The sequence below is a fragment of the Rhodococcus qingshengii JCM 15477 genome, from assembly GCF_023221595.1.
GTDB lineage: Bacteria > Actinomycetota > Actinomycetes > Mycobacteriales > Mycobacteriaceae > Rhodococcus_F > Rhodococcus_F qingshengii.
Map to the genome: position 1 here is coordinate 4,503,527 of NZ_CP096563.1, position 22,861 is coordinate 4,526,387.

Sequence of the window (22,861 nt, forward strand, 5' to 3'; positions counted from 1 at the left end):
CCGTCACGACAGCGCCTCGCGCACCTCGTCGATCGCGTCGTGCATCATCTGCTCGTACACATCGATGTCCGGAATCGAGGCCGGACTGCTGGTGATGCTGATCGTCACCGTGTCCCCGATCCCGTGTACGCCGTGGGTCAACGACATGACCGGCGACAAACTCGGGAAGCCCGCTGTGAACCGAACGACGCCGCCTCCGAGCACCAGATCCGCGTCACCGCGCGCGACACTCGACACCACGGTGTTTCCAGTGACCTCGTCGGGTACTGCCGTGAAATCGTATTGCTGCACGCCCCAACGGACCAGCGGGCCGGGAACAGCGTTCAGCGCGAGATCCGACGCTGCGCTGGATGGATGGGACGCACGTGCGCGACGCTCGTCCATCGACTCCCTGATCAATTGGGCTCGCTCACGAAGATCATCGACTTCCGGGAACAGCCCGACACCTGCATTGCGGAAGTGATTGCGCGCCGTGGGTGTACCTGCCTTGGCGATGGTCACCTCAGCTCCCAATTCGGGCGGTACCGAGCCGTCTCGCTCGGTGAGGTAGTTCGCCATCGCTACCGAGATGGCTGTCATCGCTCCGACTGTGACGGATACGCCGTCGCCACGGAAATCTGCGCTGTCCCGCACGACCATGCGCACCAGTCGGTGCGGTCCGGGAGGGATGTTCGAGCGCACCTTCGGACGGCTCGCTGCCTGCGGCGCAACAACTCCCGATTCGGTGTCCGCCTGCAGCTGTAACTGCGCGCGGTGCCCCGCCCGGCCGTCGCGGAACAGCGAAACAAGTTGGCCCGGAAGGCGCAGGGCGGCGCGGCCCAGAATCTCGGCTGATCCGCTACGCCGCACGTCCGTCTTCTGCTTCGCGGGCGGTTGCGGCGAGAACAGCTGGCGAGCAATCGCCGACGCGCGTTTGCCGTCCGCCAGAGAATGAGCGACCTGCAGAACTGCGATCAGCGCCGGGCCACTGCAGCGCGGCACGCCGGTGACGCCGTGAAACAGGTGCAGCGTCCACGGGGACTCGCGCGGGTCGACGTGGTTCTCGAGTAGCTTCTCGATTCCGTGAATGCACGAGAGCCACGAGTTTTCGGGCAGCTCATGCACTCTCACCAAGGAGGCGTCGACCGGCATGGGCTCCCACACCGGATAGTCGAGGTGCCACGGTGATTCACGAATCCGAACATTGAGATCCGGAATGAGCGACGCTCTTTCCACCACCGAGCGTCGTAGCTCGTCCATGTGCTGGCTCTGCCCGTCGAAACAGTAGAGCAGCAGCTGATCGTTCGGGATCTTCTCCGAAATCCAGAAGGTTTGGGCATCGGTGGGCGTCATCCGTAACACCGGGAGACGGTACCACCGGCTTGTCAGCTCTTTTCTGCAGCAGCTTTCAGCTGGGACAGGCCCTTCTCGAAATCCTTTCCGACAAGCTTGTCCATGCTGAAGATGAAACCGAAGATCTTGAAGAACAGATTCTTCTCTCCGGTCATCTTCCACGTCACCTGAACTTCACCGGAATTCGGCGAGATGAGAAACGTGGTGACGTTCTGCGCCTTGAACGGCTTGAGGAAGGCCAGGTCCAAAACTACTCGTTCATTCGGGACGGATTCGGTGATCACCATCGAACCGGAGCCCGCCTTCTTGTTTCCCGCCCAGGCGTACGAAGCCCCGACGCCCGCGTCAGGACCCGCGTACGTACGCTGCATCGCCGGGTCGAGACCTTCCCACGGCGACCACTGAGTCCACTGATGGAAATCGTTGATCAACGCGAAGACGACCGGTGCTTCTGCCTTGACGATCGTCGTACGTTCTACCAGGAATTCGTCGGAATTCTGCGAAGCCATCGTCGATCTCCAATTCTCGGGCGTGACAAGTGTTCGGAATTATCCACGGTCGACGAGATCGGAGCGAGTCGACACTCAGTCCCGCAGGCACAGGCAGAAAAAGTGACCGACCGGGTCGCGGTACACGCGGAAAGTCTGATGTTCCGGAATGTCGGTCACCCGCTGCGCACCCAGGCTGATCACCCAAGCCTCGGCGGGTTCAAGAGAATCCACGAACAGATCCAGATGGATCCCGACACCGGAGGTCGGCCAGTCCACCGGAACGAAATCCGGAGCGAGCTGAAATGCGAGCCGCCCCCCGCCGGGCCCTTCGATCACGTGCCAATCATCCTCGTCGCGAACACTTTTCCACTCGAGGACCTGGACGTAGAAGTTGGCCAATGCAGCCGGATCCGGGCAGTCCAGGACTGCGTAGTCCATACCGATGTTCGGGCGCGTCACTGTGCCTTCTTCTCCTGAACTTTCTTACGCACGAACAACAACGGAAGAACCAGCGTCGCAACGGCGGTTACCAGCCACACGACGACGGTTCCCAGAATCCACGTCGAGACACCGGAGATCGACAGATTGGAGAAGAGCGACGCCACCAACAGCGCGACAAATGTCGACACCAATCCGATTCCGCCGAGAAATGCCGGTGCATGGCGCTTTGCCACCGTGGCGATGAACGGCGCCAGGACCGACTGCGCAATCGCAAAGATCACGACCGCAACGATGAATCCGGATGTGGGCGCCGAGAAGCCCGAAAGAATCAACGACGCAACTAGAAGCCCGACAGCGGCAGAACCCAGGAAGATCGCGGCGCGAATCAGGAAGCTGATCATTTGTTGATCCTATATGTCGGATATCGAGGAGAACAGATATTCACAATCCCAGAGATTCCTGCACCTCTCGCAATGTCCGGGCAGAAGATCGGAGCCCCGAAGCCTCTCTTTCCGATAGCGGTACTTCGAGGACTCGGCCGGCACCAGCACGACCAACCATCGTGGGAAGGGACAGGCAAACGTGCTCGAGTCCGTGGACGCCGCTCTGCAAAGTCGACACCGGCAGAACCCGTTGTTCGTCCCGCAACACGACTTCCGCGATGAATGCGCTCGACAATCCGATGGCGAGGTTGGTCGCACCCTTACCCTCGATGATCTCGTAAGCACTCTCGACTACAGACTTCGCTACTTTCGCGCGTAGGTCGGGGCCGAGGACGCCACCCGACGGTCCCACGAACGAGGTTGCCGGCACTCCGCCGATGGTTGCGCTCGACCAGAGCGGAATCTCGGAATCCCCGTGCTCGCCCACGATGAAGGCATGAACGTTCTCCACCGCGACTCCGAGTTCGGTAGCCAGCAGGAATCGCAATCGGGCCGTGTCCAGCACGGTCCCAGATCCGAAAATTCGGCCGCGGTACGACAGTCCCGCGGCCTGGATCGCTGCGTAGGTCGCCACGTCGACCGGGTTGGTGACGAAGAGAAGGACCGCGTCCGGTGACACCGCCAACAGTTGTTCGGTCAGTGTCTGCGCGATCTTGACGTTCACCGCGGCAAGTTCGAGCCGCGACTGACCGGGATGCTGTTTGGCACCCGCGGTGACGACGACCAAGTCGGATCCCGCGGTGACCGAGATGTCATCGCCTCCGTCGACAGTGCACGGCGGTGTGAACTGGGTGCCGTGGTTGAGATCGAGAACTTCGGCCCGGACCTTTGCGCTGTTGGTGTCGTAGAGGGCGAGCGCGTCGGCCGATCCGCGTATCAGGCACGCATACGCAATTGCGGTGCCGACACTTCCCGCACCGACAACGGACACTTTTCGTCTGGATGAACGATTCGGCGTCGTCATGGGTAAATGGTGCTCGCTCGATAACGATTTCGCAGTACAACGGATTGCCAGTCTCTTCTCAGGGTTTGGATGCAGACCTCTCAGAATCGACGTGGATGATCGCTGACATGGCTGAGGTAACCGTTCTTGCAGTTGGCGGCACCGGCGAATCCCACGTCGGCGACCACGGCGCCCGTGTGCGCGGACTCCTCAGTGCCGTCACCGACGAACTCGACAGTCGATTCGATTCTCGCTGGGTCGCTTATCCCGCATCGTACGGTCCGGTCGCCGACGGTGGCCTGAGCTTTCGGCACAGCACCGCGATGGGTGTGAAGGCCCTCACCGCCGAAATCGCACAGACAGACGGCCCGGTCATGCTGATCGGATACTCACAGGGATGCACCGTGATCCGCTCGGCTCTTCCGACGCTGAACCGCGCCAACATCATCGGAGTCGGACTGATCTCCGATCCTCAACAACCGGCAGACGTGATCGAAGGTTGTGAGGGACACGGAGTTGCCGGCGACGGACCCGAGATCCAGCCGTGGATTCCGGTCAAGTGGATCGGGCACCCGCAGGACATGATCTGTAATGCCAGCGACGACAGCTACATTCGCGACATCGCAGACTTGACGCGCTGGATGTCCTTCTCGCAGGCACGCGTGTGGGCAGGAAAGGTTTGGGAACTACTTCGTAGCAATGCTTTCCAGAATGCGCAGAAGACTCGTTTCAGTCCGAAACAGTGGCGTACCGATCTACGACGTATTCGCACCGCGTTCCTCGAAGTACTTGGTTACCTGCCGACGAAGTTGAACCTGAACCGATTTCAGCTCAAGAACCCTCGCGGCGGTAGACACATCAGCTACGCGATCGAACCTCTCGACGAGAGCGGACTGACCGGGTGTGAGCTTCTGGCGTCGTGGATGAAGGTCCACGCGAGCGGCGTCGGGCAGCGCATTCACGCGGCCTGACCTTTACCGTTAGTTTACCTAACGAACCCCGGCGAGCCATTCGACGCCTCTACGTTCCTTTCATGCAACTGAGCAGAATATTGTCGTGCGCCGCCGTGACCGTCGCACTCCCCCTCACCGCCCTGGCGGCCCCGGCCGCCGCATCGCCAACCGGCAGTCTCGACTGGTCCGGTTCGTTCGGTAGTTCAGCGCCCCAGCCGGTTTCGACATTCGACGTCCAAGCCCACCGCGGCGGGCTCGGCCTGTACACGGAAAGCAGCCTGGCCGCGTTCGCGAATGCCCTCGAAATGGGCGTCAGCACACTGGAACTCGATACCCAGATCACCGAGGACGGGATCGCTGTCGTCACGCACGATCGCAAGATCTCGAACAAGAAATGCCTCGACACCGAGCCCGCAACTGCGGGTGACCCGGAGTTCCCGTACGTCGGCAAATTCGTCAACACGCTGAGCCTGCAGCAAATCAAGACCATGGACTGCGGCACTCTCCCCCTTGCCGGATACCCTGAGCAGCAGAATGTTCCGGGAGCGAAAATGCAGACGCTCGAAGAAGTGCTTGCCCTGGTGAAGTCGTACAACGCACCCGGAATCAAGCTCAATATCGAGACCAAGGTGGAAGCGGGAGCGCCTCACGAGACCGCCCCGCGTGAGCAGTTCGTCTCTGTAGTCCTCGATACGATCCGGGCAGCCGGATTGTTGGACAGCGTCACCATTCAGAGCTTCGACTGGGGCTCGCTCATGCTCACCCGTCAACTCGCGCCGAGTGTCCCCGTCGTTGCGCTCACAAACGGCGACTTTCTCCAGGTAGGCAAGGACGGAGCGTCACCGTGGCTCGGCGGTCTGGACATCGATGATTTCGGTGGCGACGGCATCGCGGCGGTAGCAAGCTTTGGTGCCTCCGCCTACTCCCCCGTCCAAGGAACTCCGCAGGGCGGAAAGGTCGGGGATCCCGGTTTCACCCTCTATCCGACAGCCGACATGATCGCGAGCGCACATGCGCGCGGCATGAAGGTCATCCCGTGGACCGTCGATGATCCCGCCACCATGCACGCCCTGATCGACCTCGGTGTCGACGGGATCATCACCGACTACCCCGATCGTCTCCGAGCCGTTCTGGCCGAGCGAGGCATGCCACTACCTGCACCTGCGGTCAAGAAGTAGCCTCCACCGCGCACCGAAGCAGGTACCTGAACAGGTACTACGGCCGATGTCCCCGGGGTCCCGTCGGCCGCATCCTGGACAGGTACTTGCTCGGGTGATCGGAGGTGAATTCTGATGATGTCTTTGAAGGATCAGTTGGACAACTGCGAATACCTACTTGCCGACGCGGAAATGGCCGGCGACTGGAATGCGGTCCGGCGATTCAGGGAATACCGGCTCAGGCTCGTTCGACAACTGTGCAGGCAAAGGGCCGCCGGCCTCTGCGCCTAGAGGCCCGACCTCAACCGTATCTGAGCTGGTCCCTCTGGGCGGTTACGATCCGCCGTCGCCCGAGTCACAGTCGGGTGCTCTCACCAATTGAGCTACAGAAGGTATGGCCCGCAGTGCTTTTCGACTGCGATCTTTCTCTGCCGAACCATACGGGCCCGCATCTCGTCCGCGCTACTGATTTTCGAGTAGACGATCTACACCGACCACCGCTGTGAGTTCGGTTTCCGCGTCCCCCGCGGGGACGTCCCCGTCGAGGCCACACCGAATCACCGCTGACCAGTAGTCGATGGGATGATGACCCGCGTGTCCATGTCCCCACCGCTGCCCGTCAAGAACGGGGTTGGCCCGACGCGCCTACGCATCCCGCTCTCTGGGCCGTGGGCGACGATCGCCGAGTACGTCGTAGCCAAGTTCGACCATCTGGACGCCGAGAACCTGTATCGGCGGTTCGACGACGGCGAGTTCGTAGATACCGACGGCCACTCGATCTGCCTGAACACAGAACTCAGCGCGCACCGGTTCGTCTGGTACTACCGTGAGTTGCCGGCGGAGGACCCGGTGCCGTTCCACGAGGAGATCCTGCACACCGACGACGATCTCGTCGTCATCGACAAGCCACATTTTCTCCCGACCACTCCGAGCGGGCGATACCTGCGTGAGTCGGCGCTCGTCCGCCTGCGGGTTCGTCTCGACAACCCAGATCTGACCCCGATCCATCGACTCGACCGCGGCACCGCAGGGGTGGTGATGTTCTCGGCCCGCCCCGCGACGCGCGGCGCGTACCAGTCACTGTTCGAGAAGCGTCAGGTCACGAAGGTCTACGAGGCGGTGTCGGCGCGACCGACCCGGCGGGGCCGGGATGCACCAGCGCTCGACGTCCCTCTCGTTTACCGCAACCACATCGAAGCTCGACGCGGCGAGTTGCGAGTCGTCGTCGACGACAGCCGTGAACCCAACTCCGAGACCATGATCGAGGCGCGAGGGATGGGCGTGAGTGCCTCCGGACGTGCTGTGCTGCACACGGTTCTACGTCCGCGCTCCGGACGGATGCACCAGTTGCGGGTGCATTTGGCAGCTCTCGGCGCCGGGATCCTGGGCGACCGGCGATACCCCGACCTGCTTCCCGACGCCCCGGACGATCATTCTCTCCCACTCCAATTGCTCGCGAGGGAACTCGAATTCACCGACCCGCTGTCGGGGAAAGCGCGGCGGTTCGTCACCCGTCGGACGCTCAGCGAGATGCCCGCCTCCGACTGCTGAGCGCCCGCGTGTCGTCTGTGCCCTCGGACACCTAGAGAGCCTGGCAATCCAGGCGAAGACTTCCTTGTGGATCTCTGGCGGACTCGCGGTCGCGAATCTTACATCTAAGTCCTTCGGGAACACACATGTTGAAGGACGGCTACCGGACCCGATCCGCAAAACGTCCCCGCGGGGACGTCTCCATCAATGCCACAACGAACCCTGTCGGAGCAACACACGATGCTATCCACCTCGTGCAGATCAACGACGTATTGATCCTCTCACTGCCGTCACCTCCGTGGATCCAATTCTTGAGCTGGATCAACCGCGATATTCGCGCCGAAGTCAATTCGAATGCCCGCTTTACCCCGCGCTGCAGGATCGCCGCACACCGTGAGGAATTATTGTGCGGGCTCGGTTGTAAAAGGCTGACCTGCCAAACCTGAAGAATCGGGTAGCGGTAGGTCGTCCTCAAGACTTGTCTCATGTCGGCATTGACAGTCACCACGCTGGGTGACTGGGGGGGTGTACCGCACGCACGAATGTAGAAAGCTGAAATCATCGCGAGCTTTGAGGGCACCAATTTGATGGAGCAAAACACACCAACTCGAATACTCAAAGTGGGGAGTTCACCTTTTCAGATTCAAACGGTCCATCTGGTTCTTGGATAACTAGTCCGCGCATAACGGAGCTCTGAGGAGCACTCTTCAGGTCAGTCGGGAAGGGCTACTGGCCCTTGCGATGGGAGATACCCGGATCATCTTTCCTAGACCAGCATGGGTCAACAAAAGTTCATCCAACACGAATTCATCCAACACGCCGAAAAAACTACCGCATGTTCGGTTCTCTGACGTGCCAGGATATGTGCGTGACTAATCTTCTGCACGAGGCGTGCACTCGCCTGGATGTCTCACCCTCACGTCCTCTTCTTGAAGGTGGCCAGAAGCAGGTGCACGTCGTGGTCCACCCAAACGGCAACTCCAGCGTTCTAAAACTTATTGATCTCGGGCTTGCCGCAGACCCAGCCGCACTCGAACGAGCAAAGCGTGAGGTCGAACTCTTGAAGAGCATTGATCACCCGAATGTCGTAGCAGTCAGGTCTGATCTCCTCATCCTGGGCGACGCCCCAGTTGCTGTGTTTTGGCTCGAGGAACTCCTTGATGGAGTAGATCTGAGATACGCGGGCTCCCATTGGCAGGCGGCACAATTGACGATGCTCGGTCGTGACGTGGCCGCCGGCCTCGGCGCCCTCCACGAAAAGAAAGTAATTCATAGAGACCTAAGCCCGGGCAATGTGCAGCGTCTTACCTCGGGCCGATTTGTTGTTCTAGACCCTGGCTTCGCGAAGCACACATTCAGAAGCGGCTTGACCGTTGGCGGACAGCCCGGCACACCAGGGTTTATGACCCCCGAACATATTCAGTCGTACTCAGGTTCACCCACTGCGGCCTCCGACGTATTCGGGTGCTGTGCGCTCGTATATTGTGCGGCAACCGGGCAGCCTCCGATCTTCTACAAAGGCGACGATCATGACTACCTGCGACGCCTCCGCACGGCGGATCATATTCCGCTGCAAGAGGCACGCCCCGACCTGCCCGCGAGTCTCGTCACGGTTGTTGAGCGCGGCCTTCACCCTCAGCCTGCTCGCAGGTTCCGAAACGGAGCATCCTTAATGCGCGCGTTCGAGGCTGCGTGATGGGAGTCTTCATCAGCGACATGGCTCGCAACACCCTCATCAGATGGACCACGCGTGCGGTGGACGGCGGATACGGAATCGGCGCCTACATGTCGCCGTTTACATCCCCAATGCTTGCAAATGGTTACAAGCGCTCGGCTGAAGATACTTCGGACTCGATCCGCGCGTCAGGAGGCGAGTTTTGGTTCGACCCGATGACCTACGCGCTGAACACACCACGTGCAGGGGATTTCCGACACTACGACACTTGGAATCTTTGGCCCGGTCAGCGCGGAGACCTAAATACACCCCAGGCTCTACGGGCCCATATTGATCGCGTATACGAAATTCAAGATGAGTTGTCCAGCCCGAGGCTCGCACCATCACTTCTCGTCTCGTATCCTGACACCCCTAGAAGTCAATGTGCGTTGGAACTCAGTCAGGAAGCTATCGCTGCCTCATCCTCGGCGTGGCTCACAATTGCGGGCGACCAGGAATTTTGGAGCGCTGGCACAGAACTCGACGCACACATAGGGGCTCTCGATCAGCTTGAGCCCACAGGATGGCTCCTGGTAGTCACTCGATCGGACAACTCAATGCCTCCAAGTGCTACCCCCGAGGAAATCCACGGGATCATGCGCACCACTTTCGCTCTCAGCCAGGATAGGCCTGTACGCGTCGCTTTCGGTGATGTTGCAGCACTCCCCGCTGTCGCCGCTGGCGCAGAAGCGATTGGTACAGGCTGGGATCTCCGTCAGCGAATTTGTGCGTACCAAGACTTTGAGGAGCGAGAAGCTGATGCGGGTAGCGGCGGTGGTTGGTACCAGCGCCCAACACTGAACGGCCTCATGGGTGGACTATCCAACGGAGAGCACGACATCTTAGTTTCTGAGTCGGCTGAACTGGCTAGGCAACTGACGCCAGGCACCATTGGTCCCAAGCCAGAGCAAGCATTTCGACACCACGCTGGTGTGTTGACTGGAATCGTGGACGAACTGAACACGCTGAGTGGCCTAGCTCGCGTGGATTCGTTGCGAAGCCGCTATCTTGATGCGAAGACGCACTGGCCCGAAGTCAAGAGAATCACAGGTACGAAAATAGGATCAGATCGCTGGATCAAACCATTCCTCGAAGGAATAGACCTATTTAGGGCATCAGAAGGTTGGATCTGAGCCTGCAATCGCAGCGTACAAATACTCGAAACCCCGAATCCGCTTCGCAAGGGCCGGATTTCTGGCCTTCGGGTGCACGATCCACCCAGCCGCTGAGTACAAGCCGGCCCCGTCTCGCGAAACATCTTGACGTGCACGTGATTCTGCGACTGCGCCAACCTCACCTAAGACCACTACGTAGTTGTTCGCCCAAGTCCTATAGGTACGGCCCTGAAGGACTGCCTTCTGCCAATCCTTCACCTTCGCTTCGAGCGCTGTCAGAGACCCACTGGGCACCAATGCCTGATTCAACGTAACGGCACCCCGTGGAGTACAGCGGATTGCGTTCGCTCTCTCAAGCCTCGTCAGCACAGGTTCAAGTTCAAAGAGGCCCCAACCTATTCGGCGGGCAATCGTTTCCGGCGCGAGCGACTGTTTGGAATGAAGTGCGGCGAGAACCAGGCACTCGGACTCTCCCAGAATTGGCTCGATTCCGACCGCCCGCCTAGAACGTAGCCATTCCCATCCCCCGGCAAGCGCCACGAAATCGGGGAGCCCAAGAGGACTTGGCATCTCTGGTATGAGCAGAATGTCGCCCGTGGCGCCACGCAGAGTAGAAGCGGCAGCCTCCGCAAGTCCGTGTAGTTCTAGCTCCGCGAGAGGCTCGAAACGACGACCTCCATGCGACGAGGACGGGAGGACGAATCGAATGTTATGCACTCGCTGGCCCTTCGATTGTTCCTTTTGAGTCGTGACCACACAGTTGAATATCGACCGCAGCGACGAAACGCCAATCCGGGCCACCCGGGCGTTCATTGCTATTTTGTCAGTCGGAACAGAGTCAGGCATTCGCGGCCGCGTCGCTCCAGCAACTCCGAGTTAGCGGATCACTACTTCCAACTAGACGTTGAAGCGGAACTCCACCACATCGCCGTCGGCCATGACGTATTCCTTGCCCTCCATGCGGACCTTGCCGGCAGCCTTGGCTGCGGCCATGGAACCGGCCTCGACGAGGTCGTCGAACGACACGATTTCAGCCTTGATGAAGCCACGCTCGAAGTCGGTGTGAATGACGCCGGCAGCCTGGGGAGCGGTGTCACCCTTGTGGATGGTCCAGGCGCGAGCTTCCTTCGGACCAGCCGTCAGGTAAGTCTGCAGTCCGAGGGTGTGGAAGCCGGTGCGCGCGAGAGCGTGCAGGCCGGGCTCGGTCTGACCGATCGAGTCGAGCATTTCCTGGCGATCTTCCTCGTCCAGCTCGAGCAGTTCCTGCTCGACCTTCGCGTCGAGGAACACGGCATCGGCAGGGGCGACGGAAGCGCGCAATTCCGCGATCTTCGCCTCGTCGGTGAGCACCGACTCGTCGGCGTTGAAGACGTACAGGAAGGGCTTGGTGGTGAGCAGGCTCAGCTCACGCAGCAACGAGAAATCGAGCTTGTCCTTGACGCTGAAGAGCGTCGTGCCCTCGTTGAGGAATGCCTGAGCCTTGAGTGCCTCGTCGTGGGCCGGCTTGAGCTCCTTGTTCTTGCGAGCTTCCTTGTCCAGACGCGGGAGAGCCTTCTCGAGAGTCTGCATGTCGGCGATCACGAGCTCGGTCTCGATGACCTCGATATCGGAGGCCGGGTCGACCTTGCCGTCGACGTGGATGACGTCGTCGTCGGCGAAGACGCGAACTACCTGGCAGATGGCGTCCGCTTCACGAATGTTGGCCAGGAACTTGTTGCCCAGACCTGCGCCCTCGGACGCTCCCTTGACGATGCCGGCAATGTCGACGAACGACACGGTCGCGGGGAGGATGCGCTCGGAGCCGAAGATCTCGGCGAGCTTCTGCAGCCGCGGATCGGGCAGCTCGACCAGACCGACGTTGGGTTCGATGGTCGCGAACGGGTAGTTCGCTGCCAACACGTCGTTGTTGGTCAGTGCATTGAAAAGGGTGGACTTGCCGACGTTGGGCAGTCCGACGATTCCGAGGGTAAGGCTCACGGTCTGTGGATTCTACGGCCTCGCGGCGACGTGACGGGTACTCGCCCCACCGTCACGTCGCGGCAGGTGATCAGTTGTAGGTATACGAATCGACGGACGACACGATCGCAACCAGGAAGATCACGTAGAACGCGATGAACAGCACCCAGCAGATGACGGCTATCAGGAGCGAAATCTGCCCGAGCTTCTTCACCCGCTCGGACGCGTACTGCGCGCCCTGGTGATCGCCCATCGCCCACTTCGGGTAGATGTCGTGGAGATGGTTGAACGCGGCGAACGCGATAGGCCAGAAGAAGATGATCGACGCGACGGCCCATCCCGCGTTGGACTTCGGCGGACCGTACTGAGGCGCCGCGTACGTGGGAGCAGCGCTGTACTGCTGGGCTGCGCTGTACTGCTGACCGGTCGGATACTGCTGTCCGGCTGAGTACTGCGGGTCGGTTGGGTACTGCTGGCCCGTCGGATATTCCTGGCCTGCTGAATATTGCTGACCGGCTGAATACTGCTGGCCCGCCGGATACTGCTGCTCCTTCGGATCCTGCGGGTCGGTCGGATATTGCGGTTCGGTCATCATTCCCCCAAAGAGTCGGATTCGGTTCTCTATCGCAGAACCTAGTGGAGACTTACCGCTGCCGTGTCACAGTGAGCGCCTACGCTCTCGAGGTGACTCGGATGCTGATCGTGCTCTTGATATGGATAGTGGGTCTCGGCACCGCCGCGCTCGCAATTGTCGCCTCGCCTGGATGGTGGGTGATCGCTGTCGTCACTCTCGCGCTGGCGGCGATGGGCACCTACGACCTCACTCAGAAGTCTCACAGCATCCTCCGTAACTATCCGGTCCTGGGGCACGCGCGATTCCTCCTCGAGAAGATTCGACCGGAGATCCAGCAGTACTTCGTCGAATCATCCACCGATGGAATGCCATTCGATCGCGAAACGCGAGATCTGGTTTACGAGCGGGCAAAGGGAACACTGGCGGAAGAGCCCTTCGGGACCGAGCGCGACGTCAATGCGATCGGCTACGAGTTCATGACGCATTCGATTCGCGCACGGACCGCCCCCGACACCGTTCCCCGAGTTCGCCTCGGCGGACGCGATTGCACGAAGCCGTACGACATCGCTCTCCTGAACGTCTCCGCGATGAGCTTCGGGTCGTTGTCCGCCAACGCAATCGAAGCCCTCAACGCCGGCGCCGCCAAAGGCGGCTTCGCCCACGACACCGGCGAAGGCGCGATCAGTCCGTATCACCGCAAACACGGCGGCGATCTGATCTGGGAAATCGCCTCGGGATACTTCGGATGCCGAACCGAGGACGGCCGATTCGATCCTGACCGTTTTGCCGAGCGTGCCGGACTCGATCAGGTGAAGGCCATTTCGATCAAGCTCTCGCAAGGTGCGAAACCCGGGTTGGGTGGCGTGCTTCCCGGAGTCAAGGTCTCCCCCGAAATCGCCGAAACCCGCGGGGTACCCGTCGGCCAGACCGTGATTTCGCCACCCGCGCACACCGCGTTCAGCACCCCGGTCGAACTGGTCGATTTCATCGCGACCCTGCGAAAACTGTCGGGAGGCAAGCCGGTCGGGATGAAACTGTGTGTCGGCTCGCGTCGTGAATTCCTCGGAATCTGCAAGGCGATGATCGAACGCGGTATCACGCCCGACTTCATCATCGTGGACGGTTCCGAAGGCGGCACCGGCGCAGGTCCGGTGGAGTTCGAGGACCACATGGGCATGCCGTTGACCGAGGGCCTGATGCTGGTGCACAACGCTCTGGTGGGAACTGGTTTGCGCCCTCTCGTGAAAGTCGGCGCTTCCGGAAAGGTGGCGAGCGGTTCCGACATCGTCAAACGCATCATCCAGGGCGCAGACTTCACGATGGCGGCCCGCGCAATGATGTTCGCAGTGGGCTGTATTCAGGCCCAGATGTGTCACACCAACCGCTGCCCGGTCGGCGTTGCCACTCAGGATCCGGCACGCACCCGCGCACTCGACATCCCCGACAAGAGCGAGCGCGTCTACCGATTCCAGAAGGCAACCGTCGCCAGCGCGCAACAGATGATCGCGTCGATGGGCATCGATTCCTTCGACCAACTGCAACCGGGAATGCTCAACCGCCGCGTCGACGGTCTCACCACTCGCACCTATGCCGACCTGTTCGACTGGCTGATGCCGGGCGAACTGCTCGACTCCCCGCCGCAGAGCTGGCTCACCGATTGGATCGACGCCGACGCTCACCGATTCTGACGTCGGTCGACTCCCGCGTTTCAGATCGCGCGGATTCACCCTTCTGGTCCTACAGTGACAGATGGCCCGCTGTGACGGCGGCCACACGTGCACTAGTGGACGGAGTTCGACGATGAGCTTGACGACTGCGCCGGAACCAAATGTCGAGTACCTGAAAACCGATCCTGACCTGCCACCTGTCGGCGTCATCGACAAAACACCCATCTCCACGACTGCGCGCGTCGTCTTCCTTGTTCTCGGACTGGTCGGCGCGGGCGCCTGGTACATGATTGCGATCGTCCGCGGTGAACACATCAGTGCCGTCTGGTTCGTGTTGGCCGCAATTTGCACTTATCTGATTGCCTACCGCTTCTATGCGCGGTTGATCGAACGCAAGATCGTCAAACCCCGCGACGACGTCGCCACTCCCGCCGAGATCATGGAGAACGGCGCCGACTACATGCCGACCGACCGTCGGGTGCTGTTCGGTCACCACTTCGCGGCAATCGCCGGTGCCGGCCCCCTGGTCGGACCCGTGTTGGCCGCACAGATGGGATATCTTCCGGGAACGATCTGGATCATCGTCGGCGTCGTGTTCGCCGGGGCGGTGCAGGACTTCATGGTCCTGTGGATCTCGTCGAAGCGCCGCGGGCGCAGCCTCGGTCAGATGGCCCGCGAAGAACTCGGCCTCGTCGGCGGCGTCGCCGCACTGATCGGCGTGTTCGTCATCATGATCATCCTCATCGCGGTGCTCGGACTTGTGGTCGTCAATGCGCTCGCCGAGTCCCCGTGGGGAGTGTTCTCGATCGCGATGACCATCCCCATCGCGCTGTTCATGGGCGTGTACCTGCGGTATCTGCGGCCGGGCAAGGTTTCCGAGGTCTCCCTGATCGGCGTCGTCCTGCTTCTCCTTGCCATCGTCTCCGGCGGATGGGTTGCCGATACCGGTTGGGGCGCAGACTGGTTCACACTCTCGAAGGTCACCATCGCGTGGCTGATGATCGCGTACGGATTCGCCGCATCGGTGCTGCCAGTCTGGCTGCTCCTGGCACCGCGCGACTACTTGTCGACGTTCATGAAGGTCGGCACCATCGCGCTGCTGGCCATCGGAATTCTGGTCGCACGACCCGCGCTGAACATGCCGGCAGTGACGCCGTTCGCCTCCAACGGCGAAGGCCCGGCCTTTGCCGGTTCACTGTTCCCGTTCCTGTTCATCACCATTGCCTGTGGCGCGCTCTCGGGCTTCCACGCACTGATCGCGTCCGGTACGACGCCGAAGCTGCTCGAGAAGGAAAGCCAGACCAAGATGATCGGGTACGGCGGCATGCTGACCGAATCGTTTGTCGCGATCATGGCTCTGGTCACCGCCTGCATCCTCGATCAGCACCTGTACTTCGCACTCAACGCTCCCGCGGCACTGACCGGTGGAACACCGGAAACCGCAGCCGAATACGTCAACAATCTGCCCCTCGGCACTGCCCCCATCACACCGGACGTGCTGACTCAGGCAGCCGAGGCCGTCGGCGAAGAATCGATCATCTCGCGAACCGGCGGCGCCCCGACGCTCGCGTTCGGAATGTCCGAAGTGCTCAGCGACGTCTTCGGCGGCGACTCGCTGAAATCGTTCTGGTACCACTTCGCGATCATGTTCGAGGCGCTCTTCATCCTCACCACGATCGATGCCGGCACCCGCGTCGCTCGATTCATGCTCTCCGACTCGCTCGGCAACTTCGGCGGTCCGGCGAAGAAGTTCAAGGACCCGTCGTGGCGCATCGGCGCGTGGCTGTGCTCGCTGATCGTCGTCGCTGCCTGGGGCGCGATTCTGCTCATGGGTGTCACCGATCCGCTGGGCGGAATCAACACACTCTTCCCGCTCTTCGGCATCGCCAACCAGCTACTCGCCGCGATCGCACTGACGGTGGTCATGACGATCGTCATGAAGAAGGGCCTGTTCAAATGGGCCTGGATTCCCGGCGTGCCGCTGGTGTGGGACCTGGTCGTAACCATGACCGCGTCGTACCAGAAGATCTTCTCCGACAACCCCGCGATCGGGTACTGGGCTCAGCACAACGTGTTCAAGGACGCGAAGGCTGCCGGCGAGACGGCGCACGGTTCCGCGAAGACTCCGGAGGCCATCGATGCCGTCATTCGCAACACCTTCATCCAGGGCACGTTGTCGATCATCTTCGCGTCACTGGTGATCGTCGTGGTCATCGCCGGGATCATCGTATGTGCCAAGGCAATCCGAGCGGGCGGGCTGCCGACCACCGAGTCCCCGGAAGAACCGTCGAAAATCTTCGGACCCGCCAGCTTCATTCCGACGCCCGCGGAGAAGGAAATCCAGAAAGAATGGGACGAGCTGATCAAAGCCGGGAAAGTCCGGGCGCCCGGCGCCGCACACGGAGGTGGGCACTGACCATGACGACGGCGACCATGACGGCAAAACTCACCACAGCGTTCCGCGGAACGCTGTGGTGGGTTCGCTCGGTGATGGGTGATCTCGACTATCAGCGCTACGTCGAGCACACCCGACGCCACCACGCCGACTCACCGGTGATCAGCGAACGAGAGTTCTGGCGCCGCCGACACGCAGCAGCCGACGCCAACCCAGGCGCCCGCTGCTGCTGAATCCGGTCAGGGGCAGGTGGCCTTCGCGAGTTCGTAAATGTGGCCGGCCTGCTCGTCGGTGGGCTTGTTGCCGTTGTTCTCGGCCAGGTCGGTGATCTTGGTCTTGACCTCCGCCTCGTCCGTGCCGTTGGCGACCTCGGTACACGTGGTCGTCAAGATCTCCTCGATGTCTGCGTCGTCGCGGTTCTCCGCCAACGGTGCGTAAGCCCCACGGAACGTGGCGACGAACAGCGCCGTCTTGCCCTGATCGATGGCGTTGCCCGCTGACTGTTTCGCCGTCTCGAGCGCCTGTTGCCCGCTCGTGACTGCCTCGCTGATCTTGTTCTGCGCGTTGTCCTGATCCTCGGTGCTACACGCGGTGAGCCCGAGAACGACGATTGCTGCTGCCCCGACTGCTGCTGCGATTCTCATGACGGAAATGTTAGTCCGATCAGCATGCTTCAAAACACAGTATTGCAGCGCAACACACGAGTTATCGCATGCAGTCGTTACGATCAGCTCAGCTAGATCACCGGATTCGCACATCGGCGAGGAGATCCCTGCGCCGACGGAAAGGACGATCAGTGAGCGAGCAAGACAAGGGGACGTCCGCAGGGGTGCGCAAGCGCGACCGCGGCGAGATCATCGGGCAAGGGGGTATGTGGCTCGCAAAATGGTCGTTGGTGTTGGCGTCGATTTCGCTGGGCGCCTGGATTTTCGGCTGGCTGATCGAAAAGCTCTGGGTCATCATCCTGCCGGTGGCTCTGGCTATCGTTGTTGCGACAGTCATGTGGCCGCCGACCCGCGGCATGATCAAGCGCGGTATGCCACCGGCCGCGGCAGCCGGCATCACCCTGGTGCTCTCGATCGGAATCCTGGCCGGTGTGATCGCCGGCATCGTTCCGTCAGTGGTCAGCCAGGCCCCCGAGCTCGCGAACAAGACCACCGAGGGCATCAACCAGGTTCAGGACTGGCTCCAGGGTCCGCCGCTGAACCTGAAGGACGACCAGATCGACAACGCCGTCCATGCCGTCATCACCAAGGTGCAGGAAAGTGGAACCGCCATCGCTTCAGGCGTTTTCAGCGGCGTGAGCACAGCGAGCTCGTTGTTGGTCACGCTCGGTTTGGTCCTGATTCTCGCTTTCTTCTTCATCAAGGACGGACCGAGGTTCATCCCCTGGCTCCACGCTGTCGGCGGCGGCCGTGCCGGTCGGCATCTCGAAGAGGTCCTCACCCGCATGTGGGACACGCTCGGCGGATTCATCAGGACACAAGCACTGGTGAGTCTGATCGACGCGGTCTTCATCGGCGCCGGATTGCTGATACTCGGGGTTCCGCTGGCACCGGTGCTGGCAATTCTCACGTTCATCGGTGGCTTCATCCCGATCGTCGGTGCCTTTGTCGCCGGCGCCCTGGCCGTGTTGGTTGCGCTGGTGGCCAACGGTCTCACCACCGCCATCATCGTGTTGATCATCATCCTGGCCGTTCAGCAGATCGAAGGAAACGTCCTTCAGCCTGTGCTGCAGAGCAAGTCGATGAAACTCCACGCCGTCATCGTGCTGCTTGCCGTGGCCGCCGGTAGCTCGCTGTACGGCATCGTCGGCGCCTTCCTCGCAGTGCCCGTCGCCGCTGTGGCAGCAGTTGTCATCCGGTACATCGGCGAGCAGATCGACGAACGCGCAAGCGACAACGAGCCGATGCCCGCCGGCGATGCGTCGGACATCCTCGAGGATCAAGACGACGACGCCGAGTCAGAGGTAGAGAACAAAAAGGCCTGATCAGCCCGCGATCACCTTCACCGAGGAGCCTGCACGTCCGCGAATGACGTGCAGGCGACTCGGGATTCGCTGCCTCATCTCGTCCACGTGACTGACGATGCCCACCACTCGTCCACCGTCGCGAAGCTCATCCAACACAGCCATCACCGAGTCGAGGGTGTCGGCGTCGAGAGTGCCGAATCCTTCGTCGATGAACATCGTGTCGAGAACGATTCCGCCGGACTCCGCCGCAACCACATCGGCAAGTCCGAGGGCCAAAGACAATGACGCCAAGAATGATTCACCGCCCGAGAGCGTCTTCGCCGAGCGAACGACACCCGTGAAGTCGTCCCGGATGTCGAGCCCCAGACCGCCGCGGCGACCCCGAGAACCTGCCTCGTCACTGTGCACGAACTCGTATCTGCCCCCGGACATCCGCTGCAGCCGAACCGATGCCGACACCGCGATCTCTTCCAACCGCGACGCGAGTACATAAGCCCTCAGCGACATCTTGCGACTGTTCTGCCCTTTACCGGCGATCACGTCGGCGAGGGCCGCGAGTTCGTCGTGCAGTTCCCGCTCAGGTGCAACCGCTTCGTATGCCTTCTCGAGTTGTCCGCTGAACCGTTCGAGATCCGACACACGGTTCTCGGCCAGGGAAGCAGCTGCAACAGCCGAGTTCACCACCTCGGCGCACTGAAGAGCACGCTCGCGAGGACCGTCGACGTCGACTGTCTCGACTTCGCTCACCGCAACGACCTCGGGGTCGTCGAGGACCGTCCGAGCGGCCACCTCGAGGTCGCGTGCTTTGGCGAGTTCCGTTTCGATCGCTGCGATTCGGGCCGGCGATCTCACCCCTTCGATCGCAGCCTCGACCGAATCGAATCCAGCAGCGGCCGCCGCAGCGGCCAGTTTGGTCGACAGTTCCGCCGATCGCGCCTGCGCACGAACGGCGTCGTCACGCATCTCAGACGCCGCCGAGGCAGCGGAGGCAAGCCTTTCGAACCGCGAGCGCTGAGCAGCGATGGTCGAATCTTCTCCCACCGCAGCGACGATCGCCGCTCGAATCTGCTCGACCGTGGCCGACAGAGTCGTCGTACGCTCGGTCAGTGCCGCCAATTCGGCCGTCAGAGAAGCGGATTCCTGTTGCAGCTCGCCGTCACGCTCGTTGAGATGCCCGAGCTTGTCGGCCAACCCTCCAACCTGACCGGCAGAGTGGGTCGCCTCGTCAACGGCGTTCCGAGCCGCGGCGCGGAGCCTGTCGAGTTCTGCGACGTCGCCGTCCCCGCCGCGGGCGATCACCCGGTCGATGTCACGGTCGACGGTTACCTGGCGGTCGACTACCTTGCTCAGGGCTTTCTCGGCCGCACGCTCGGCTGCGGACGCGACTTCCAGATCGGGCTCGGTGACCGTCACGACATCAGACTGCGCCGGCGCAGGGTGTTCACGCGAACCACACACCTGGCATGGGTCACCGGGCGCGAGTGAACTCGCCAACTCCGCAGCCATGCCCTCGATACGCTTCTGCACGAGGTCGAGCCAGCGCCCGCGAGCACTCTGATGGGCGTCGCGCGCATCCAACACCTGCACACGAATCTTCTCGGCTTGCGCACGCAGAGAGACGAATTCATGAGCCGCTGCCGCAGCATCCGATGCTTTGGCCAGTGCAGCTTCGAGGCCGGGCAGAGCCGCGTGCGCGCGTTGCGCATCCTCCAGTCGTTGGCCGGCCGAGCGCACCATTTCTGGCAGTTGAGTGCGTTCAACCGCGATGGCATCGATGCGCTCGGACAGAGCGTCTCGCCGAACTCCGAGTTTCTCGATCTCGGCTTCTGCCGCATCGGCTCTGCGAGCATCCTCCGCCATTGCGTCCAGGCGAACGATCTCGTCACGCCAGGTCCGGATCCGAGCTACGACGCGTTGACGCTCGTCGTCGGTGGGTGGCCACACCTCCGGCACGAAAATCTCCGGACCGCCCGTTGCGGAGTAGGTCGACATCGCTGCGGTCATCGATTCGAGTGCGGCAGCGAGGTGCAAGCCGGCAGCGTCCACATCGCCGGCGACAGCGGCCACCGGCAGTGCGCGCTTGGCGGTCTCGAGTTCAGCGCCGATCACAGCTCTTTGGGCGGCGCCCGTATTGAATGCTGCGAGTTCAGCGGTCGCACGATTACGGCGAGCGACCAGATCTGCGGTTCGCTGCGCAACGGTGAGCACCCGATTAGCCTCGGCTGCTGCATCTTTCGCGGTCACCAGCTCCGCAAGACTTGTATCGCGGGTGTCCTGAGCCTCGGCGAGGAGTTTGCGCGACCATTCCAGTGGGTGTGCCTCGGCGCCTACCTCGAGTCCCGCAGCTGTCTCGACCTTCGCGAGCAGCAGCCGCACGGATTGCTCCCTTGCCGCGAGCGCGGTCGCACTTGCCTTTCGCTTGGCGTCGAACCATGCCTCGACGGAGACAAAACGCTTGGTGTCGAACAGACGCTCGAGCAGTTTGCCTCGCTCGTCACTCTCGGCACGCAGGAATTTGGCGAACTCACCCTGTGGCAAGAGCACCACCTGGAAGAACTGATCAGCGCTCATGCCCATGAGGCGGTTGATCTCGTCACCGATGTCAGGGATGCGCGAAAGATTCTCGCCGCGGCCGTCCAACCACGTCAGTGTGGCCTTTGCATTCTCTGTGATCGAACCGGTGCCACGCTTCTTCGGGCGCGAATACTCTGGACTACGAACAAGTTTGATTCTGCGACCACTGATGGTCGCTTCGAGTTCCACGCGCGGCACCGAACCGGCGGGCGCGTGATCGGACAGTAGCCGTTTGCCCTCGTTGCGCGCACCCGGCACCCGCCCGTACAGGGCAAACGCAACCGCGTCGAGGATCGTGGTCTTGCCTGCCCCGGTGTCACCGTGCAGAAGGAACAGCCCGTCTGCACCCAAACGGTCGAAGTCGACCTCGACCGTGTCGGCGAAGGGCCCGAAAGAGCTGACTTCGAGTTTGTGCAGCCTCACGCGGTTTCACTCAGTTCTACCGTGGACTCCTCGGCGCGCGCGGCAGCGCTGAGCGCTTCGGCCATCAACGTGACCTCCCGCTCGGACGGGTCACTACGCACGGCCGAGACAAAGCCACGGGCGATCTCCATGTCGGTTCGACCCCGTACCGCGTCGCGATACTTGAGATCCGATTGTCCTTCCGGCCTTTGCCATTCGAGGTGAACGGCAAAGGGGAAACGTGCCTGGAGGTGCCTCATGGCATCGACGGGACGAACCGGGTCGGTGAGCAAAGCGGAGACGTAGCACTGCTCGGAATCGGCGTACTTCGACTCGGTGAGAAGTTGCTCGAGAGTTCCCGTCACCTGGCTCAGCCCTCGAATCACCGGAAGATCGAGGCGCTGCACCGACGACAGACCGGCTGCGTCGAGTTCGATCAAAAGCGCAGCCTTGCGGTGGCTGCGCTCACCGAACGAATACGGCAACGGTGAACCTGAGTACCGCACACTCTCCGAGAGCATCTGCGGAGAATGCAGGTGTCCGAGGGCGACATAGTCGACGCCGTCGAATTCGCCCACTGCGACGGTCTCCACTCCGCCGACCGAGATGGAGCGTTCCGATTCAGAGGCCTCACCGCCCACGACGAAGGCATGGGCGAGCAATACCGATCGAGTCGCGGGGTCGGCAGCCGTTCGTTCGGCGAGATCTCGCCGAACACGCGACATGGCCGCTCCGAGGATGTCGGAATGAGTACGAGCCCGGGGCACGTCCAACTCGACGCGCGTGATCTCCGGCTCGAGGTACGGAATCCCGTAAAAGGCGACAGGACCGAACTGATCGCTCAGCATCACCGGAGTACCGATCTGGCCGACGCGAGTGATCAAGTGCAAGCCGCCGGCAGCGGCAAAGGATGCCCCGGCTCCGAGCCGCACCGCGGAATCGTGATTGCCGGACGTCGCGACGATGACCGCCCCCGCCGCCCGGATTGCCTCGAAGCCTCGATTGCACACGGTGACCGCGTCGGAACTGGGAATCGAGCGGTCGTAGATGTCACCGGGCACGACCACGACGTCGACGCCGTGTTCGCGGACGGAATCTGCGATGGAACCGAGCACACTCGCCTGATCGGCCAACAGATCGACGCCGTGAAAGGTGCGACCTATATGCCAATCGGAGGTGTGCAGAATCTTCATGAATCCGAC

General features: G+C 61.6%; 19 protein-coding genes and 1 tRNA gene. 9 read left to right on the forward strand and 11 right to left on the reverse strand.

Annotated elements, in window-relative coordinates:
* Positions 1-3: 3 nt before the first annotated feature.
* The 5 genes from M0639_RS20440 to M0639_RS20460 form a co-directional block, all read right to left on the reverse strand.
* Positions 4-1,332 (reverse strand): WS/DGAT domain-containing protein, encoded by a 1,329-nt coding sequence (locus tag M0639_RS20440; RefSeq protein WP_030536239.1) that lies wholly within the window; start codon positions 1,330-1,332, stop codon positions 4-6.
* Between the two features lie 32 nt (positions 1,333-1,364).
* Positions 1,365-1,841: an SRPBCC family protein gene (locus M0639_RS20445; protein ID WP_064075345.1), complete on the reverse strand. Its 477-nt coding sequence runs from the start codon at positions 1,839-1,841 to the stop codon at positions 1,365-1,367.
* Between the two features lie 75 nt (positions 1,842-1,916).
* A complete protein-coding gene (locus tag M0639_RS20450; protein ID WP_064075344.1) occupies positions 1,917-2,282 on the reverse strand; it encodes a VOC family protein in 366 nt (121 codons plus the stop codon).
* Complete coding sequence (locus M0639_RS20455) at positions 2,279-2,665, reverse strand: phage holin family protein (protein ID WP_003945275.1); 387 nt, start codon at positions 2,663-2,665, stop codon at positions 2,279-2,281. Before M0639_RS20455 ends, M0639_RS20450 begins: the two co-directional genes overlap by 4 nt.
* A gap of 40 nt (positions 2,666-2,705) precedes the next feature.
* Positions 2,706-3,671, reverse strand: a complete 966-nt coding sequence (locus tag M0639_RS20460; RefSeq protein WP_064075343.1) for an L-lactate dehydrogenase — start codon at positions 3,669-3,671, stop codon at positions 2,706-2,708.
* Between the two features lie 107 nt (positions 3,672-3,778).
* Here M0639_RS20460 and M0639_RS20465 point away from each other — a divergent pair, with 107 nt between their 5' ends.
* Together M0639_RS20465 and M0639_RS20470 are read left to right on the forward strand one after the other, a co-directional pair.
* Positions 3,779-4,621: a PE-PPE domain-containing protein gene (locus M0639_RS20465; RefSeq protein WP_054801328.1), complete on the forward strand. Its 843-nt coding sequence runs from the start codon at positions 3,779-3,781 to the stop codon at positions 4,619-4,621.
* A gap of 62 nt (positions 4,622-4,683) precedes the next feature.
* Positions 4,684-5,781: a glycerophosphodiester phosphodiesterase family protein gene (locus tag M0639_RS20470; RefSeq protein WP_197486213.1), complete on the forward strand. Its 1,098-nt coding sequence runs from the start codon at positions 4,684-4,686 to the stop codon at positions 5,779-5,781.
* A gap of 296 nt (positions 5,782-6,077) precedes the next feature.
* Here the strand turns inward: M0639_RS20470 and M0639_RS20475 are convergent.
* Positions 6,078-6,153 (reverse strand) — tRNA-His (locus tag M0639_RS20475).
* Positions 6,154-6,342: 189 nt separating this feature from the next.
* Between M0639_RS20475 and M0639_RS20480 the strand changes: the two genes are divergently transcribed.
* The 3 genes from M0639_RS20480 (at position 6,343) to M0639_RS20490 (ending at position 10,137) form a co-directional block, all read left to right on the forward strand.
* Positions 6,343-7,311, forward strand: coding sequence for a pseudouridine synthase (locus tag M0639_RS20480; RefSeq protein WP_064075342.1), 969 nt, complete (start codon positions 6,343-6,345; stop codon positions 7,309-7,311).
* A gap of 841 nt (positions 7,312-8,152) precedes the next feature.
* Positions 8,153-8,986, forward strand: a complete 834-nt coding sequence (locus tag M0639_RS35215) for a serine/threonine-protein kinase (RefSeq protein ID WP_371714665.1) — start codon at positions 8,153-8,155, stop codon at positions 8,984-8,986.
* Positions 8,986-10,137, forward strand: coding sequence for a hypothetical protein (locus M0639_RS20490; RefSeq protein ID WP_158170843.1), 1,152 nt, complete (start codon positions 8,986-8,988; stop codon positions 10,135-10,137). Before M0639_RS35215 ends, M0639_RS20490 begins: the two co-directional genes overlap by 1 nt.
* 879 nt (positions 10,138-11,016) lie before the next feature.
* Here the strand turns inward: M0639_RS20490 and ychF are convergent.
* Positions 11,017-12,096, reverse strand: a complete 1,080-nt coding sequence (gene ychF, locus M0639_RS20495) for a redox-regulated ATPase YchF (protein WP_054188760.1) — start codon at positions 12,094-12,096, stop codon at positions 11,017-11,019.
* Between the two features lie 70 nt (positions 12,097-12,166).
* The gene (locus M0639_RS20500; protein WP_030536246.1) at positions 12,167-12,670 is read right to left on the reverse strand and encodes a CD225/dispanin family protein; all 504 of its coding nucleotides are present in this window, start codon (positions 12,668-12,670) and stop codon (positions 12,167-12,169) included.
* An 89-nt stretch (positions 12,671-12,759) separates the two neighbouring features.
* On the opposite strand from M0639_RS20500, the gene M0639_RS20505 reads away from it, so the two are divergent.
* The 3 genes from M0639_RS20505 to M0639_RS20515 all read left to right on the forward strand — a co-directional run bounded on the left by M0639_RS20505 (position 12,760) and on the right by M0639_RS20515 (position 16,944).
* Positions 12,760-14,337: an FMN-binding glutamate synthase family protein gene (locus tag M0639_RS20505; RefSeq protein ID WP_042449196.1), complete on the forward strand. Its 1,578-nt coding sequence runs from the start codon at positions 12,760-12,762 to the stop codon at positions 14,335-14,337.
* Between the two features lie 112 nt (positions 14,338-14,449).
* Positions 14,450-16,732 carry a carbon starvation CstA family protein gene (locus M0639_RS20510; RefSeq protein WP_007726338.1) on the forward strand — a complete coding sequence of 761 codons (2,283 nt, stop codon included), beginning with the start codon at positions 14,450-14,452 and terminating at the stop codon, positions 16,730-16,732.
* A 2-nt stretch (positions 16,733-16,734) separates the two neighbouring features.
* Positions 16,735-16,944, forward strand: a complete 210-nt coding sequence (locus tag M0639_RS20515; RefSeq protein ID WP_003945213.1) for a YbdD/YjiX family protein — start codon at positions 16,735-16,737, stop codon at positions 16,942-16,944.
* Between the two features lie 6 nt (positions 16,945-16,950).
* On the opposite strand, the gene M0639_RS20520 is transcribed toward M0639_RS20515, so the two are convergent.
* Positions 16,951-17,355: a hypothetical protein gene (locus M0639_RS20520; protein WP_003945253.1), complete on the reverse strand. Its 405-nt coding sequence runs from the start codon at positions 17,353-17,355 to the stop codon at positions 16,951-16,953.
* A gap of 152 nt (positions 17,356-17,507) precedes the next feature.
* On the opposite strand from M0639_RS20520, the gene M0639_RS20525 reads away from it, so the two are divergent.
* Complete coding sequence (locus M0639_RS20525; RefSeq protein ID WP_003945249.1) at positions 17,508-18,701, forward strand: AI-2E family transporter; 1,194 nt, start codon at positions 17,508-17,510, stop codon at positions 18,699-18,701.
* On the opposite strand, the gene M0639_RS20530 is transcribed toward M0639_RS20525, so the two are convergent.
* Positions 18,702-21,680, reverse strand: a complete 2,979-nt coding sequence (locus M0639_RS20530; RefSeq protein ID WP_064075751.1) for an AAA family ATPase — start codon at positions 21,678-21,680, stop codon at positions 18,702-18,704. It lies immediately after the preceding gene.
* Positions 21,677-22,852, reverse strand: coding sequence for an exonuclease SbcCD subunit D (locus M0639_RS20535; protein ID WP_064075750.1), 1,176 nt, complete (start codon positions 22,850-22,852; stop codon positions 21,677-21,679). The genes M0639_RS20530 and M0639_RS20535 overlap by 4 nt, the downstream gene beginning before the upstream one ends.
* Between the last annotated feature and the right edge of the window lie 9 nt (positions 22,853-22,861).